Origin of the sequence: uncultured Legionella sp. (assembly GCF_937871865.1) — a bacterium.
Classification (GTDB): domain Bacteria; phylum Pseudomonadota; class Gammaproteobacteria; order Legionellales; family Legionellaceae; genus Legionella.
Map to the genome: position 1 here is coordinate 1 of NZ_CALMPD010000295.1, position 17419 is coordinate 17419.

Sequence of the window (17419 nt, forward strand, 5' to 3'; positions counted from 1 at the left end):
CAAAGTAGAGCAAATCTGCTCTGCTTCAAGCGACAACTATCCTGAAAATTACCGCCCAGGTTGACCTGATAATCAGGTGACACCATTTCGATTTAAAAAAAATGGATGACCCATTCGTTGTAAGGAAGAATCATGTCGTATCAAAAAGTGGAACTTGAGTTGGATTCTGATATCCATCAATCAGAACAGATGGAGCAGGACATTCTCGCTCAGAATACAAAAAAAGATAAAGAGCGTTTTGAGAAAATTGTAACGACTCAAAATAAAATCCAAAAAATCAAAGTAGATCTGAATCAACTGATTCAATCAATGAACAACAATCCTAGTTGGCTTTCTCGTGCTGCAAGTATATGGCATGAAATTCCCTTGTGGCAAAAAATTACCGCTGGTGCAGTGCTTACCATACCTCTTTTGATGATTGGACTCATGGCAAATCTAGCAGCCCTTATTACGCTCAGTATTGTTACTGGAATTATTTATGCGGTAAGTCACATTCTTCTTGAAAATCATCAAAACCAAAACACAAACAACACCGAAAATTTAAACGCAGGAATTTCAAGTCTTGTTGACCTGTTAGACACGGTTATTTCAACTTTAGATATATTACGTGAACAACTAGCCATTGAAATCGATGCATTCCAGAAAGAAAATGCGCGCCTAACCCAAAATGTGGATCAATTTTGTGAGCAAATTAACACATTAAAATCAGAAATCAGTAAGCTGACTGATACCGAAAAGGCACTGCGTGCAACTCAGATTGAACTCGAATTGACTGCCAAAACGCTTAAAGGCTCTATTGAGGAACAGTCTCAGGTTTTAGACGAAACTCAAAAAAAATTAAAACAGGTTGCTCAGGAGTATCAAGACAATCAAAATAAGTTGGCTGATAAAATTAAAGAACTTGATGAAGTTAAAGTAAAAATGAGTAAAGAGGTTGATCAGGCACAATCACTTTCCCTTGTTCTGAGAAGTACCGTAGAAGCCCTATCAAAGACGGTCATAGCAGATGAAGAGCAACGTACCTCATTTCAATTAAGACTCAATGAATTTCTAAATAATAAAGAAAAGAGCTTTGATCAGGTAGCGGAGCGAATATGCGAAGCCGAACGCAATCTCTCTGTAGTTACAAAACAATTAGAAGAAAGTAATCAGAGGTATCGCAAGCTTTTAGACAGGCAGGAACAACAGATTATTCGCCTGGAACAAATTGATGTAGATCAACCCGAAGAGGTGCAGGAATCGTTTGATGGTGTTAAGCCAAGCATCAATGGTTTTTATGCAATAAAAAAAGAACCTCCATTTTTTCCTGTTTCTACCCATAGGACTCCGATGGTTGCTGTAGTATAACCGGTGCTTTTTTTGCAATTATTTTGAACTAAAACGAGTAAACCAATATGGAAATAAGAACAGTAGCCTTTGAATCTGAGTTAATTATTACGTTGGAAAACAATCAAAAGGTGGTGATTACCCCTTTTAAAACCCATGAACCTGGAAATTTTAAACTGGGAATTGATGCGCCTAAACAGGTGAGCATTAACAGGCAAGAAATTTATTTAAGAAAAAAGGAGCAATTAAAGAAAGAGAAGGGGCAGACATTAACTGATTCCTAATGGTTTTTTTTATCAGGAGATGAGTGGATTTTTTATTAGCATTTATTCTGGAAATAATAAGGCTTGATGGTTTCATAAAGCAGGTCGTTAAGATGGTGTATCACCCGATGGATTAAAATATGATGGGCATTGGGCATTGGTGTATTGATGCGCTATTACCTGACTGACTGCATCAGTTGTTTGTTCTTCTTTGGCTAGGATTAACAGTAGATGCTCTGGTTGTGTGGAAAGAAATTCATTAATTAGCGGGCGAAGAAGTTCAAGTGTGGCCTCTTTTTTGGATAAATAAATTAAACACTCCCGCTCCAGTGTATGAAACAATTTTTTATTCATGGAGTATTCCTTTGCAGCCATCCCTCAATATAGGTGATGGTTTCTTCTATAGTACTAACTGCTTGATGATAGAGTGCAGCAAATAATTCACGTTGCCCAGTTTTCCAGTAGCGTTCAACATACTGACAGGCGTATTTCATACGGATGGTTCCTACATAAACCGCACCACCTTTTATTTTATGGGCGGTTTTTTCTACCAGTGGATAATCAAGGGGTTCTGTGGAAGAACCCCCAAAAGTGGGCGTTCTGAGTTTTAGATAATATATTTAGCATTAATAACGCTTTAACCCGGTTGAGTTTTCCCCATCTTGATGTAATACCAAATGAGAGATTTGTCCTTGTTCATTTTTGAAAAAATCAATTTGGATATCCGGTATTTTCCCAAAAAATTTAGTTTCTGATTCAGGAAACAATTTTATATTCGGTTGGTTTATTTCTTGTACCATCAAATAACCATTTTCTAAAGAAATAATAAGTTGCCTCAATTGTGTGAGGCCATAGGCACCGACATAAGGTTCAATGTTGTATGTTCCAACATATTTAGCAAGCGATTCAGGAGATAGTATTATTTCTTTTCTTTCGGAAGGTAAGGTTACAGTTTTTCCATGAGCTAAGCTAACCAATTTCAAAGCGAGATCCTGCGCAACATAACCTAAGGCATTTAGGTTAGCTAAAACGATAATCGTGAGCTCATCGTCTGGGCAATAGATTAACTTGGTGTTGAATCCACTAGTACCACCAGCATGGGATATTGCTTTATGCTCATTCAAAGAATATATTCTTACACCGAAGCCGTAATCATTTTTAAAAGGCTTCATCATTTTTTTAAGTGACTCTGCGGATAGAATTTTTCCTCCAAACAAACCTTGTTCCCATCGTAGCAAATCTTGTGTGTTAGAGTATAAAGAGCCTGCTGAATAAGGAATACTCATATCTAAATAATCTGCATTACGAATTCCATTGGAGCTAACCATATACCCAGCAGCACGATGTAGAATAATTTCAGAGTGAGAGTCATATCCTGAATTGTTCATCTCAAGAGGTTTGAATATATTGTTTACAACAAAATCTTGATAACTTTGACCACTTATTTTTTCGATTAAGTATCCAAGCAGCACATAGCCTGAATTATTGTATTCAAAGCTTGATCCGGGTTGAAAATTTAATGGTTTATTTCGAAAAAAATCGATTTGTTGTTCCGGCGTTTTCGTACTTGTTGTGAAAGCAGAAAAATCAGGAAAGCTGGTATAATTTGGAATTCCAGAGGTGTGGTTTAATAAATGGAAGAGTGTTACCTTGTTCCAAGTGGAAGGAGCATCTAACATGTATTTATTAATAAAATCTGTTGTCTTGAGCTTACTTTGTTCTTCAAGTAGCAAGATCGATGCTGCGGTAAATTGCTTAGTGAGCGAAGCGATACGGAATTTTGTGGTTGGTGTATTGGGGATTTGCCATTCAAGATTAGCGTATCCGTAACCTTTATCAAGTATTATTTGTCCTTGTTCCGCTACAAGGATAGTTCCCATAAATTGTTTGTCTTTTACATATGACTCAATAACTTGTTCCATTCGTGATAAAGTACCAATCATGAGACTATCTCCTGAAAATCATAACTATGTCTTATTAGGTGTTAAAGCTTAACTATAATTCTAATACCATCATATGCTCGTCATAAAATGTATCACCAATTTTTAGCGATCGAGGTTCAGTACCATAAATTCTAAATCCATTTTTTTGGTATAATTTCAATGCCATTTGATTAGTTGTAACCACCGTAAGATGGAGTTGCATAACTCCATTTTTTGCATATGCAATGACAGCTTTTAAAAGTGCATCGCCAATACCTTGTCTCCTATATCCATTTTTTATATACATACTAAAGACCACGCCTCTATGACTCATTTTTGATGAGGGGCATATAAAAAAACCTGCACAACCCACTAATTGATTATTCTGGATAGCACCAAAAATAGTACTTTTCTTAAAATTTTGCTCAAATTCCTCATCAGATAAGTTCGACTCTTCTTCAAATGAGGAGCCAAATGCTTCAGGGTGTGTAAATAGTGCTTCAAGCCTTATTGTTTTGAATTGTTTCCAATCTTCTTTTTTAGACAACTGAATAATCATTTTTTGTCATCCAGTTCATTCAATTCGGCCTCAATTTCTTCAATTGAAGGAAGGTTGGATTTTAAATTTTCAGGAATTGCTCGAGTGAGCTGATACTCTGATATGCCTATCGGTTTTTCAATACCTTTCAGGGCATATTCTGCCTCAAACTTATTGCGTGATTTGCAAAGTAATAAGCCAATTGTTGGATTATCTTCGGGCATTTTATAAAAGTCATCTACTAAATTTAGATAGAAATTAAGTTGCCCTGCGTGTTCGGGCTTAAATTTTGTTGCCTTAAATTCAATAACAACGTAGGCATGAAGCTTTAGGTGGTAAAACAACATATCCATAAAGTATCCAGATTCTTCAAGACCAATTGGTATCTGGCGACCCACAAATGCAAATCCTTTGCCGAGTTCAAGGAGGAATTTAGTAATATGCTCGATGGAGGCATGCTCTATTTCTCGTTCATGGGCATCATCATGTAAACCAAGAAAATCAAAATTATAGGGTTGCTTAAGCAACTCATGAGCAAGCTTTGATTGAGGACTTGGTAGCCTTGTTAAAAAATTTGAAGATTTAACGGCATCTATTGCCTGACGCTGAAATAAACTGTCTTTGACATGGCGTTCAAGTGTCAATCTTGACCAGCCTTGATCAATGGTTTGCTCTGCATACCAAGTAAGCTCATTATTGTCTTTAACTTTATGAATCAGAAGTGAAATATGCCCCCAAGGCAATTGTGCCACAGCTTGTGGCATAATTGTGATATCTGGAAAATGGGCTGCAAATTGCCGCATCCTACGTAAGTTTCTTACGGAGAAGCCACTGGTTTCTGGAAAAGCATTTTGCAAATCAAGAGACAACGTTTCAATAAGTTTACTGCCCCAATTTTGTTTTTCAATAATTTGTTTTCCCATATGCCAATAAAGTTCTATCACTTCCTTATTTATAGCTAAAGCGGCTTGAAGCCTGGCACTACGTATTTTATCTTTTAGATTTGTTAGAAATGCCCTGTAATCTTGGGTAAAACTAAGAGTCTTGTTCTCTAACCCAGACTCAGAAATCATTTTTTTATCATTGTCAGTAGACATATTAATTGTTCCAACAATAAGAAGGGCATCCGTCTACTATAGATTGAGCGCTGTTAAGCCGGAAAGTTTCCAGTGGCACATCAAAGGATAAAGTCATATTTTTGCACCTATATCAACATTTCGATATCTCAAGTATAAATATAGAGTGGTTTTTGAAATCCCTAATTGCTCAGCAATTTTTTTCACCGGAATACTCCCATTTTTATAAAGTGCTTCAGCAATAGTTGCCTTTTCTATAGCTGCTGGGGTCATTCCTTTAGGACGCCCACCTTTTCGGCCTCGTGCTCGCGCAGATTTTAATCCTGCGTTCGTTCGCTCTCGAATTAATTCACGTTCAAATTCCGCAAGCGATGCAAAAATGCAAAAAACCAACCTACCTTGTGCGGTGGTTGTATCTATAGGATCATTCAAACTGATTAACCCCACCTTTTTTTCTATAAGTTTGGTAGTGAGATGAATCAAGTGCGCCAGGTTTCTACCAAGACGATCTAATTTCCATATAACTAATGTGTCTTCTTCCCTTAAGTTCCTGATTATTTCATCAAGTACAGGTCTTGCGGTTTTTGCACCACTTGCAATTTCTTCATGTATTTGAGTACAGCCAGCCTGTTTCAAAGCATCAACCTGCATAGATAGTGATTGATCTTTTGTTGAAACACGTGCATAACCTATTTTCATGCCTTAATAGTCCATTTTAGTAACGAGAAAGCGATTTTTTGAACCAAGATTAACTGAACCGCTTTATCTTACCAAAAATGAGCGTACAATCCCACCTTTAATTGCTGAACCCATTAGTCCAGCTAAACCTCCGTTTTTTTGAACCTAACATGGCTAACCTAAAACGTATTTATCTCCTACCTGAAGCTGAAATTGCTGATCTGTATGCAAGACCGGTTTTCAACAAAAGTGAACAGAGCCTCTATTTTGAAATGAATCAGGCCGAATTGGATTTATTAAGGCAATTCGGTACTACAAGAACAAAAGTGTATTTTATTTTGCAGCTTGCATACTTCAAAGCTAAAAGCCAATTTTTTACTTTTAAGTTTGATGATGTTAGATCTGATGTTCGATACATTTTGGGTAAATTTTTTAAGAAAGAGGAGATTCTCCTTGGTAGCATCACACGTCAGTGGTGTTAGCGAGCAAAAACAAGAGATTCTTACCTTATTTAATTATCAGGATTGGTCAGCAAAACAATCTATTTTAATTGAGGCGCACATTTGTGAATTGCTAAGATATTATCCCAAAGGTCATGATACCTTTCGTCAATTACTTGCCTATCTTGATAATAAACGAATTGTGATTCCAACCTACCGCAATTTACAGGATCTATTTACCAAAGCCTTTGCCAAAGAAAATGATAGGATTGTTAAGCTTATGGCATTGATACCAAAAATCCATCAAGAGCAGTTAATAGCCTTAATAAGTCGAGGCGAAGGAATAACCGAATTCAATACGATACGGGCTGATCAAAAAAATTTCACATATACAGCCACAAGTGATGAAATAGATAAAGCATTAGCGATTGCTGAACTATATGAATTTTCAAAATATTTTTTACCAACCCTATTGTTATCTAAAATTGCCATTCGCTATTATGCTGATTTGGCAGATCAGTATGCGGCTTCTAGACTAAGGCGATTGGGTGAACCCCAGCAATGGTTGCAGGCGCTTTGTTTTATCCACCATCGATATCAACAGCTCATGAATAACCTCATCACCAGTTTTATGTATCACACAAGTGGCATAATGAATGATGCTAAAGTTCATGCTGACAAAGAATTGGCTGCGCACAGTTCCGGTTTGGCTGTTGATTTACCTAAACTAGCCCGCTTTCTTAAGTGGTTTCCAAACCGTAAACCCGGGCTAAGTTATGAAGCATTAAATCAGGCCGCTTATAAAATATTGCCAAAAGAACAGTTTTCCATGCTGGCCATATTTTTAGAAGGAAATACCTTTGATAAAAAAGCTGCCATGCGTGAATTTTATTTAAAGTCGTCACGATTATTTGCTCTTTATCTAAGGCCAATAGTGCTGACTGTACCCTTTGTTTATTATAAAGAAAACAGTGACATTATTGCCCTTATTGATGTGCTTAAAAATCATTATGGTTGCGGAAAAGGACCAGCAACATTTAAATTATTAGAAGAACAAGAAGCTCTAATTTCCAAGACAATGTTGCCATACTTAAAGCAAAATGAGTTTGATGAGCAGGTAGATCCCCATTTATTTGAATTTTATGTTTATCAAAAAATGTATCGCCGCTTGGAAAAAGGCCTTCTCTGTTGTAATGAAAGCATTTCTTATTGTGACATCGAACATGATTTGGTAAATGATGCATTGGTTGATGATGTTGAAAAAATAGCTGAAGAATTTGGCTACCCTAAAATTCCTATTTACTGTAAGCAACGTCTGGATGATGCTCTGACCATGCTAGATAGGGCTTGGGAAAAAACAACAAAAGGAATAAATCTTGGTAAGAATGCCGCATTCAATATAAAAGAAACCAAAACGGGTGAGCAGGACTGGAGCTTAGACTATGATAGTTCAGACAGCCTTGATGATGCTTTTTTTAGAACTTTGTCCCAAGTAGAAATACCAGATATTATGATGCATATTGGTGATAGGATTAACATATGGCAGTCCTTCACCCACATGAGAACTCGTTATAATAAAAGAAAAAAGCCAGTGGCCTTAGCTGTCAACGCCTGTGTTTTATCAGATGCCCTTGGTATTGGTATAGAAAAAATGGCAGATATGTCTGATTTAAACTACAATCTGCTTCGTTCAACTCAAGAAGACTTCATTCGTATAGAGACCCTGTGTGCTGCAAATGACACAGTAGCCAATTTTATCCATTCTCTACCTATTTTTAAGCTATGGAATTTAATGGATGACAAATTATTAGCAGATGCCGATGGACAAAAGCATCCAACTAGTGAAAGTACCATTCAATCAAGATATTCAAAAAAGTATCTTGGCAAGTCTCCTGGGCTTTCTGTATACACCTTGGTTGCAAATTCTGTTGCTGTGAATGCTAAGAATATTGGGCTTAACGAATATGAGGGGCATTCCCTTTATGATGTGATTTATGGAAATAAAACAGACATTAATATCGACCTGGTAACAGGAGACAACCACTCTCTGAATAAACTTAACTTTGTTATACTGGACTCTATCGATGTTGAATATGTGCCTAGCATTAAGGACATTAAAGAGGCAACAAAAGACCTATATTCAGTCAAAACCCCTGATCATTACAATGGCATTATTACCCCAAAGGGGATAATTGATAAAAGCCGGATTGAGGCTCAAGAAAAAAGTATATTAAGGGTGTTACTCTCCTTGCTTCTCCAAGAAAACACACAGGCGAACATTGTCAGAAAAATCAATTCATATGCTCGTTATACCGAGTTAAAAAAGGCGCTATTTGAGTATAATTCGATATTCAAAAGCACGCATGTATTAAATTTAATCGATAATATGGCTCTTCGAAAAGCATTACGAACTGCGAGAAACCGAACAGAAGGATACCACCAATTACAAGGGTTAATCAGGAAAATTTATCGCGGCGTTTTTAAAGGGAGAAAAATAGTAGACAATCAGGTTAGTGCACATGCTGTTCGCCTCGTAGCAAATTGTATCATTGCTTACAATGCTATTATTCTAAACACTATTTATGAGAAGATGCTCAAAGAGGGGGCTAGCCAAAAAATTATTGAAGAATTTGCAAGAATTTCACCTATTGCTTGGGCGCATATCGCCTTTACTGGTAAGTATAATTTCAAGAAAAGCAATGGTGAAATCGATGTGGCTGCAATGGTCAATGCGATGGAAAAGCACTTAAGACAATACTTCTGGAGGACTACTTAACTCAGAACTAACACTTTTGGGGGTTCTTCCACAGGACCCCAAGCTGGCATATCGGCCTCCTGTAGCATCTGTCCTTTTTTCAGCATTCGATGTAATTCAATTCCTGCAATAGTGGCCTCTGCTGATTTGAAGGATTTAAATCCAAGCGTATATTTTGTAATGTTTTTAATGCCACGATGATCTTGCTCAATCCTATTATTGAGGTATTTAATCCGTCTTAGTTCAATCAATAAATGCCATAGCCCATGAATAAAAAGCAAGGTATTTATGCGTTCCAATGCCGCTGTATTAGAGCCTGATTTATCAATATTTATTTTCTCTGGCAGACCATTTGAACCAATTGCTTTTTTGAAGAACTTCAATACTGCAGGGCGATCTCGCTTCTCTGAAAGCAGGAAATCAATGGTACTCCCTTCGCTATCCACTGCCCGGTACAGATAAACCCATTTGCCATTTACTTTGATATACGTCTCATCCATTTTCCAACTGCGACCTACAGGTTTCTTTCTTTTTCTGAATTTAAGTTCGAGTGGAGGCGCGTAATGAACAACCCATTTTTGGACGGTAGAATGATCTAGGTCGACCCCCCGTTCTTCCATTAACTCTTCAATCGCACGATAACTTAACGGGAGAGCAACCTTCCAGCGAACTGCCATCAATAGTATATCTTTCGGAAAATGTCGTCCTTTAAAACTCAGCATCTAATTGCCTTTTTAAGGGCATAATAACTTATGTTCGCTATTTTCGACAGAACCCAAAATAGGGCCGACGTACATATATGGACTCCTCGGTTTTTGCAATATTATTATCATTTGTCGATCAAGTTTAGTCTGCAAACATATATTCGGCATCAAAACCTAAAGTTCGTGCCATGATGAAATTTGCGGGCTCTCTTATCCTAAAATCACACTAACGATCTTAATAGATCAGTGTACGTACCAGGTTTTTAAAAGAGCAGTTGACACTTTATGATCACCATTTAATAACTTATCGCAAACTGGGGTATCTATTTAATTAGCGTTACTATGCCAGCTCCGGATTATATACAGTAGATTTAGTAATCACTGACCATGCAATACGAGCGTTTTTATTAGCTACAGCAACCACCGTTTTATTAAATCCGTTCCGCTCTAATAACCTTTTTATCCAGAGGCTTGTTTTATCCACTTTATCTTTGACTTGGTTCACCACAGCTCGAGCTCCATGAATGAGAAGTGTCCTAAGATATTTATCACCTCGTTTACTAATACCTAATAACCTGCTCTTTTGGCCACTTGAGTTTTGTCTTGGCACTAAGCCAATCCATGCTGATAAATTACGACCATTTTTAAAGTTATTAAAATCTCCTATTGCAGAGACCAAAGCGGTTGCTGTAATTTCACCAATACCGGGGATACTCATCAAATTTTTACATTGTTCATTTTGTTTGCTGATTAATAATAACTCCTTCGTGTAATTCTCTATCCTTAGCTCAAGATTTAGAAACTCGGTATACAACTCATTAAAAATAAACATAGAGTGCTCTGTCAGATCGCTGTTCTTAAAACCGGATAAATCTGCAAGTGCCTTTTTTAGAGATGAATCACCTTGAGGAATTGCTACCCCATATTCCATCAATAAACCTCTAATTTGGTTTCCAAGAGCAACTTTATCTTTAATGATTTTTGACCGAACCTTATGTAAGAGTTGGATATCTTGCTGTTCAATTGTCTTTATTGGAACAAAACGCATTGTTGGTCTTGTTACTGCTTCACAAATAGCTTCTGCATCGTTACGATCATTTTTATTAGTTTTTACATAAGGCTTAACATATTGTGGGCTCATCAATTGTACTGTGTGACCCATTTGGGTAAATTTCCTGGCCCAATAATGGGCGCTTCCACAGGCCTCCATCCCTATTAAACTTGCGGGAACTTGTTGAACAACCTCTGCAAATTTTTCACGACTAACACGTTTACCAAATACTTTCTTTCCGCGATCGTTTGCCCCATGCAGTTGAAAAACATTTTTTGCAAGGTCAATACCAAGGGTGGTCATGTTCATTATAAGCTCCTCTTTTGTAAATTACTCAACAAGGCATTAGTATTGCCTCGATTAGGAGAGGAGTCCATTTCATTACACTAGGCCAAAATGAGTACACGTTAATTTTCCTGCTTCTCGCGATTCAACTGAGCATAGTACCCCACCATGTTTCAGGTGGGGAAATCTCTAAATTTAACAACAGCTAATAAACTGTTGAGTGGCGGATTTTTGATTTGTTGTTGGTGCATCGTCTGCTTTAAAAATCCCGAATTGCTGAATGCCTGGGTATATTGGCTTTTGCGCTAAAGTTAAATCTGGTGAATTAACGATCTGGGTTGCTGTAATAGTTTTGCCATCGTTTTTCAAAAGTGGAGGCGCAAGGGCAAGGATATGTTTCCCATGGACTTTTATACACTCGTGCAATACATCATAGAGTTTATCATTTCCTTTTCCTATACTGGAAGTTTTTTTCAGCTTTTGTCGCACCACTAAACCACCAAGTAACGCGTGGGCAATTGCGTCTGCAAATAATTGCTGACTTTTAGTTGAAAGCAGTTTCGTCTCGGGGAGATAATAATTGTGGAGTGCTTGGGTAACAACGCCACTCATTGCCATGCATGAACCTGGGCTGACGCTATTTAGCATATCAGTTAAATGTGCCATGCCATTGAGACTGCTTGTTAGTTTGTAGCTTTTGTCTTTATTCCAGGTCGTACATTGATTATAAAATTTCAGCAACTCTGAAGCAAAGGGAAAACACTCTAACCATTTACTGTTTTTATTAAACCACTTTACATCATCATCGAAAAATCCCGTCGATTCCAGGATTGCATCCTTTGTTTCCTTATCGGTTGAAATGGCGTCCATGGTGGCTTCAGCTATATCCTTAATGGAGCCTGATGAAACTCCTTTCGCAATGGCTTTTGTGGCTAAAATAGCACCAGCTGAAGCCGGGTGTAAAAAGCTGACTAATTCCAATACATTCGAGTCAAAGGCTAGACTGTAAAGGATATTGCTGACAGATGTTTTTTTTGCATTGACTGACTCTATTGCTTGTCCAGATTTTCGAAACTCGTTACGTGGTTGCAGCTTTGTTGTATTGCTTGATAATCCAGCGTTAATGAAACTTTCTATATACCTTCCTAGAGCCTCTTCAAAATTTTGCTTGCGATTCTTTTGGTACTGCGCCTCGACGTCCATTAGGGTATCCAGCCGTCTGTATAATGGTTCAAGATGCGTTTTGATTATAGGCTGTTCTTCGGCAGAAGTAGATTTATCCCCTGCCTTAAGTTCCAGGTTACGAAGCATTAGAGAAGCAACATACGCTGGGGATTCATCCTGATTTATTTTTATACTGCCAATTTTCCCATCGCGTAAATAACACAAAATTTGCTCTTTAATAAGTCGCAATCCTCCACTGGCGCTTTGAGTTATTAACGGATAAAACATATGATGTAATTCAAGTGCGAAAGGCTTTTTATGAAAGCGGTTAATTTCGTTAGTCCAGCGGCTTAAGGGCAACAGACTGCTGTCTTTGACCCACTCAAAACGAGGGTCAGTAAAAGACTCAACTTTGCTTAGGCATTCTTTTCGAGCAGCAGTTGAGAGCAGGGGGTCGCTCATCAGTAATTTGAAATACACCGAAAGCTGGTAGGACTTCAGGCTATTGGGAAACTCTGCAGGCAACTCTGTTGAAAATAGATAGTTGAAATTATCTGACCACCAGGATCGAGTAGGGAACAACGTGTCGACCTGGTTTCCTTCTGAATTGGCATCGACCATAAAGTGGCGGTGATAGTATTCCAGCGGTATCAGTTGCTCTGCATCTTTGGTTGTAAGAGCGTGGTCGAGAGCTTTCAGCTCTGGATAGGTGTCGAGAGTCAGATTTTGGGCAAGCCGCATCCAATAAACACCGCTGCGACGATGAACTTGCTCTAAAGCAGCAAAAGTGGTGTTGCCTGCATCACTATAATAAAAGCTGTGGAAGAGGAAGGCAGGAGTAGCGTTTTTGCCTAATACTGTGTTAAAGGCTTGTCGGCTTTGGCGCGGCTCCAGAGTGACATCCAGTTCGGTATTGGCGTGATAAGGAAGCGTGGTTAACCAAAAACCATAGAGAAAGGCTCCTTCTGCCATGCACTCGCTGCTCAACTCGAAGGCCATCCTCCCCAGAATTGCTCTGGTAAACAATGCTTTTGCGCATAAGGCTGATGTTGTTTCTGCATCAATTTTAGACTTTACTCTTGTATACGCTGATTTTACATAGCCTTCCAAAGCCAGGTTTAATGTGGTTGATTGTTCTGAAAGCAGTTGATTCAATAATGACTGTTCTGATTTTTTTACTTCTTCTTCTTCTTCTTCTTTTGCTACTCCCTCTACTTCTGCTACCAGATGGTCAAGCCATATTTTATTATCTGAGCCCAAAGAGTTCAGCAGTTCAAAGGGTGTGCATTGCTGCAGCAACGCGTCAAGGTGATAAAGGTCACCACATAAGGCGCGAGCTAGTACATGTGGTGATTGTTTCAGGTTATCTGGAGCCTCAGATCCATAGAGTAGAGAGTGTAGTGATGGTGCTGGCTGAGGGTCGTGTTTTGCTTGCGCTAATGCTCTTTGCGACTGAATTGTATCGTTACTTCTCAGATTTATTAGTTCATGATTAGAATACATCGTCTTCTACCTTAGTTCATTGTGGGCGTGTAGCGGTTATTGTATTTAATGTCATAAAATCCGCGCTGGTCGGCATAAAGCACTTGTGGTTGCTCCCATGAAAAGCGGACACGGTCTTTTTGTTCTTTTTCATACCAGTGGCAGAGTTTTTTATAGTTATCAAACAATACGCCGAGTCGCCCCTGAGTTAACGCAGGGTGTTCCTGGGCAAAGTGATTGGCCGCATTCAAGTCTTGGCCGAAACCAACAAAGTGGGTGGACTCTATCAAGCGCAGCAGAGCTTTGGCTCCGTAGACTTTGTCTTCTCGATTATAACCCCCATTCCACAAGGTATAACCGCAAAGACTTAATCGCGTGATGTAATTATCCTCTTTTTGTCGTCCTTGAATGTAGTCTTTAAGCTCTTGCTGCAGTATCCAACGACAGGATTCTGGTAGGTGTTGTTCTTTGGCGTATTGGTAGCTGCTTTTTTGTTCCAGAATGAGGGTTTCAATACCGAAGAAGGTGCTTGTTTTCCATACGGCTGCTTTTTGGTGATAATTTCCACCTTTTTGCAGCATCGCCAATAATTCCTTATCATGGCCGCGAATGGCGGCTAGGTGCATGGCATCACAACGGCTATGACGCAGTAAAGGCTCGTCATAAAACCACTGATAGACATCATGGTGTTCCGGATTTCTATAAATAGGAATTTCAAGAGCTACATTAAAGAGCGCATAATCCTCGGCTCTCATGGCCTCTATAATGGCACAAGCCTCGTTGTTTCTGGGCATTAGGTGCCATTCTATGGTTGTCAGGCTGTGGTGCAGATACAGTCCATTCACCGTGCCGATGCGGTATTTGTCGTGGTAACCAGGGTTTCTAAATAAATTATAACTGCAAAATTCCCTCATCACTGGCATTTCGGCATAGCGGTAGGATATAAAACGAGGTTCAGCGCTTAGAATTTTGGTCACAAGCTCTGGCTTAGGGCTATTGCACAATAAATAATGATGCAGAGGGATGGAGTCAAAAAACACCGACTTGGCACGTTTGATGAGCATGTCAAAGAATGTTGGATTACCACCACCGTAGGTGGATATTTTAATGCAGTGCTGCCAGATTTTTTTTTGCAGCATATCTGCAAGGCCACATTCATCCATTCGGGCGAGAATGAAATGTGCGCTGTGAGCATCTAGATATTCCTTGTTTTCCACAAGGAACAGGAACAATTCGCTTAATTGTTCTGGGCTTAATTGGGCGTGAGCTAAAATCTGCTGAAACAACCGGGTAATGCAGATAATAACGTTTTCACGCGTTTTGTCCACGCCATTAGGAAGTACTAAGTTTTTAAGAGTGTCCTCGCTATTGTCAGACTCGGGATTAAAAATATCAATAAAAATCAAATCATACAGCAAATAGTACGGATTAATCGGTAGGGTGGGATGGTTTGATAAAATCTGGCTCACTTCATCGAGGCATTCCCAACCTGACGCAGTATAAAGTGCTTCAGAAACGTTAAACACCTCCTGTTCTCTTAATAACGATATAAGGGCGCTGATATGTTGTCTTCTTTTTGCTCCAGGTAGACTGCAAAGTCGGGTTGAGTTGAAAGAACCCCGGCTGTCCTCGTCAAAACAGAACTCCTCAACAGGAATGCGTTCATTCTTCCAGTTAAATTTACGGCTTCTCCCTTTGATGTCTGCCCGTATTTCACTACGCAATTGCTCTGACGAAGAGTGCCATCCGAGAAACGCCGCAATTACATGATAGCTGGGCCATTTTTTTTTAGACTCCGCATTAAATTGCAGTTCTTTGAAGTAATGTAACAGTTCGTCCTGGGCATTAGTATCTATAAAGCGAGACAGTTGAGACATCACAAAATGAGCTGTACGGGCATCGATTACGGCAAAAAGATGATGGACCAAAGTGGTATTGTCTGAATGTTCATCAGATTTTGGTAAAAAGTCTTTGATTTGTGCCAGCGGCGCCTGATGTTTTTGACTGAGCGTGTAATCACATAGTTGTTGGAACACATCAAAATCATCTTGATAACGACAGAGGTTTAACCAGTCGACGATGTTAATGGATTCCGCCGTGGAGCATTGTGTCATCAGTGTGGCTAGTCGCTCTTTAGCGGCAGAAGGGAGCTTGAAGGGGCAAAAATCCTGGGGGCCCTTGCGCAGTTCCATGGCCTTACGGCCACGCTCGAGCACCGCGAGGATGGCAGAAAACCCCTGGTCTTTATAGAGGCTGGGATTATTAAAGTCTTCCTTATGGGCAGTGCCATAACCCTGTGTATAGGGATTACCAAAGCCGCTGTTGAACTTGGTGCCAAAAAAGGGATATTGTAGCTCTGCTGTTAAGAATGGATTGTTGGCGACCTGTTGGAAGTTCTCGCGCTGTTCGGTGGGGCTTAATAGTTCAAAATCAAGAAATTCTTTTGCTGAATTTATTATCTTAAAGGCATCAGCAGCCTCTGGAATCTCTCCGTTTTTGTCGGGGTGAAAGCGCATCGCCAATTGATGATATGCGGCAACAATATCTTTTTTTGTGTAGTGCTTCGTAAGCGAAAACAGGGCGTGTGCAGAGGTAAAATGCTGTTGCCAATTGATGATTCGGTTTACCTGGGCTACAACAGACTGCTGATAGAGAGGATTTGTACTGTCATCTAAAGGAAGGCTCATACTGATTTCCATCTGATCTAAGTGCGCGTATTTTATCATGATGCCCCAAAAAGGAACAGTAATGCAAGAAAAATGAGCGTGGATTTTGTACTAACATACTAATTTAATTCAATTTTTATTTGGGGTTTAGGTAAGCAAATTACCATTTTATGCTGTGGCATATTATGCGAATAATTGACTCTAATAATCACAAGGGCTAAATGATAGTTCCAATTCGGTTATTATTGATTAGGGGTATGATGCCGTGTATGTATTATATGAATAATCGGCTCTGTTGCAAAACGAGCGTTACTATAGCACCATAATGTAGTATCGAAATAGCTTAAATGAAAACAACATTCTGTTGTTCTTTATGAGATAATATAGGTTAAGGAGCAACGGACAAACAAGACTTAAGCCATCAAAAATTGGAAATTCTAGAATTTGCTCGAAAGCAAAATTTAAGAATTGATGATTTCGTAGAAATGACCGTTTCTTCTCGAGAAACCAGTCGAAAAAGAAGATTGGATGAATTGCTCACCTTGCTAGTTGAAACCGATACATTAATTGTTACCGAATTAAGTCGTTTGGGTCGTAGTACAACAGAGGTTATTGCGCTAATTAATGAACTAATTAGTCGGAATGTGCGTATTATTATCATTAAGCAAGGTATGGATATCCAAAAACATAATATGCAATCTAAAGTAATGGTTACCTTGTTTTCTTTATTTGCTGAATTAGAGCGCGACCTTATTAGCTTAAGAACAAAAGAGGCGCTGGCTTCTAAAAAAGCTCAGGGTCAATTACTTGGAAAACCTAAAGGAACAATACAACGAAGTAAATTTGACGCTGAGCTTCCCAAAATAAAAGAGCTTTTAGGATATGGGGTTTAGGTAAGCAAATTACCATTTTATGCTGTCTTGCTCTAACACAATGAATTAACAAATTTTTTATCTAAACCAAAAAATCAGGTTTTGGCCCAAAACAGCCTATTTTAACCCTAAAAATTATTCGCATAAGTAGACATATGTGAATAATTATGCGTATTTTTACTGTATTATGTGAAGCA

Annotated in this window: 14 protein-coding genes and 1 pseudogene; 5 read left to right on the forward strand and 10 right to left on the reverse strand. The window is 38.8% G+C overall.

What is annotated here, in order from left to right; translation table 11 throughout:
* The first annotated feature begins 132 nt into the window (after nt 1–132).
* Complete coding sequence (locus tag Q0495_RS15870) at nt 133–1347, forward strand: LegC2/C7 family Dot/Icm T4SS effector (protein WP_298628054.1); 1215 nt, start codon at nt 133–135, stop codon at nt 1345–1347.
* A gap of 47 nt (nt 1348–1394) precedes the next feature.
* The gene (locus Q0495_RS15875; RefSeq protein WP_298628056.1) at nt 1395–1610 is read left to right on the forward strand and encodes a carbon storage regulator; all 216 of its coding nucleotides are present in this window, start codon (nt 1395–1397) and stop codon (nt 1608–1610) included.
* An 87-nt stretch (nt 1611–1697) separates the two neighbouring features.
* Here Q0495_RS15875 and Q0495_RS15880 read toward each other — a convergent pair whose 3' ends face one another.
* The 6 genes from Q0495_RS15880 to Q0495_RS15905 all read right to left on the reverse strand — a co-directional run bounded on the left by Q0495_RS15880 (nt 1698) and on the right by Q0495_RS15905 (nt 5824).
* On the reverse strand, nt 1698–1943 hold the full coding sequence (locus Q0495_RS15880; protein WP_298628058.1) for a hypothetical protein: 246 nt from the start codon (nt 1941–1943) through the stop codon (nt 1698–1700).
* Complete coding sequence (locus Q0495_RS16880) at nt 1940–2209, reverse strand: Hpt domain-containing protein (RefSeq protein ID WP_367274451.1); 270 nt, start codon at nt 2207–2209, stop codon at nt 1940–1942. The genes Q0495_RS15880 and Q0495_RS16880 overlap by 4 nt, the downstream gene beginning before the upstream one ends.
* Nucleotides 2210–2215: 6 nt before the next feature.
* Nucleotides 2216–3532, reverse strand: coding sequence for a serine hydrolase (locus Q0495_RS15890; RefSeq protein ID WP_298628063.1), 1317 nt, complete (start codon nt 3530–3532; stop codon nt 2216–2218).
* A gap of 52 nt (nt 3533–3584) precedes the next feature.
* Nucleotides 3585–4070 (reverse strand): GNAT family N-acetyltransferase, encoded by a 486-nt coding sequence (locus Q0495_RS15895; protein ID WP_298628065.1) that lies wholly within the window; start codon nt 4068–4070, stop codon nt 3585–3587.
* Nucleotides 4067–5146, reverse strand: coding sequence for a PDDEXK nuclease domain-containing protein (locus tag Q0495_RS15900; RefSeq protein ID WP_298628068.1), 1080 nt, complete (start codon nt 5144–5146; stop codon nt 4067–4069). Before Q0495_RS15900 ends, Q0495_RS15895 begins: the two co-directional genes overlap by 4 nt.
* A gap of 93 nt (nt 5147–5239) precedes the next feature.
* Entirely contained in the window at nt 5240–5824 is a 585-nt protein-coding gene (locus tag Q0495_RS15905) for a recombinase family protein (RefSeq protein ID WP_298628070.1), read from the reverse strand.
* 149 nt (nt 5825–5973) lie between these two features.
* On the opposite strand from Q0495_RS15905, the gene Q0495_RS15910 reads away from it, so the two are divergent.
* Together Q0495_RS15910 and Q0495_RS15915 are read left to right on the forward strand one after the other, a co-directional pair.
* Nucleotides 5974–6285, forward strand: a complete 312-nt coding sequence (locus Q0495_RS15910) for a DUF4158 domain-containing protein (protein WP_298628072.1) — start codon at nt 5974–5976, stop codon at nt 6283–6285.
* On the forward strand, nt 6257–9019 hold the full coding sequence (locus Q0495_RS15915; RefSeq protein ID WP_298628074.1) for a Tn3 family transposase: 2763 nt from the start codon (nt 6257–6259) through the stop codon (nt 9017–9019). The genes Q0495_RS15910 and Q0495_RS15915 overlap by 29 nt, the downstream gene beginning before the upstream one ends.
* On the opposite strand, the gene Q0495_RS15920 is transcribed toward Q0495_RS15915, so the two are convergent.
* From Q0495_RS15920 to Q0495_RS15935, 4 genes are all read right to left on the reverse strand, one after another.
* Nucleotides 9016–9720: an IS6 family transposase gene (locus tag Q0495_RS15920; RefSeq protein WP_298628077.1), complete on the reverse strand. Its 705-nt coding sequence runs from the start codon at nt 9718–9720 to the stop codon at nt 9016–9018. The two genes, Q0495_RS15915 and Q0495_RS15920, sit on opposite strands and share 4 nt — an antisense overlap.
* Before the next feature lie 322 nt (nt 9721–10042).
* Nucleotides 10043–11062 (reverse strand): IS110 family transposase, encoded by a 1020-nt coding sequence (locus Q0495_RS15925; RefSeq protein WP_298628080.1) that lies wholly within the window; start codon nt 11060–11062, stop codon nt 10043–10045.
* 171 nt (nt 11063–11233) lie between these two features.
* Complete coding sequence (locus Q0495_RS15930) at nt 11234–13705, reverse strand: hypothetical protein (RefSeq protein WP_298628082.1); 2472 nt, start codon at nt 13703–13705, stop codon at nt 11234–11236.
* 11 nt (nt 13706–13716) lie between these two features.
* Nucleotides 13717–16371 (reverse strand): DnaJ domain-containing protein, encoded by a 2655-nt coding sequence (locus Q0495_RS15935; protein ID WP_298628085.1) that lies wholly within the window; start codon nt 16369–16371, stop codon nt 13717–13719.
* A gap of 389 nt (nt 16372–16760) precedes the next feature.
* Here Q0495_RS15935 and Q0495_RS15940 point away from each other — a divergent pair.
* Nucleotides 16761–17243 (forward strand): annotated as a pseudogene (locus Q0495_RS15940) (recombinase family protein); the annotation flags it as partial.
* Nucleotides 17244–17419: the final 176 nt, after the last annotated feature.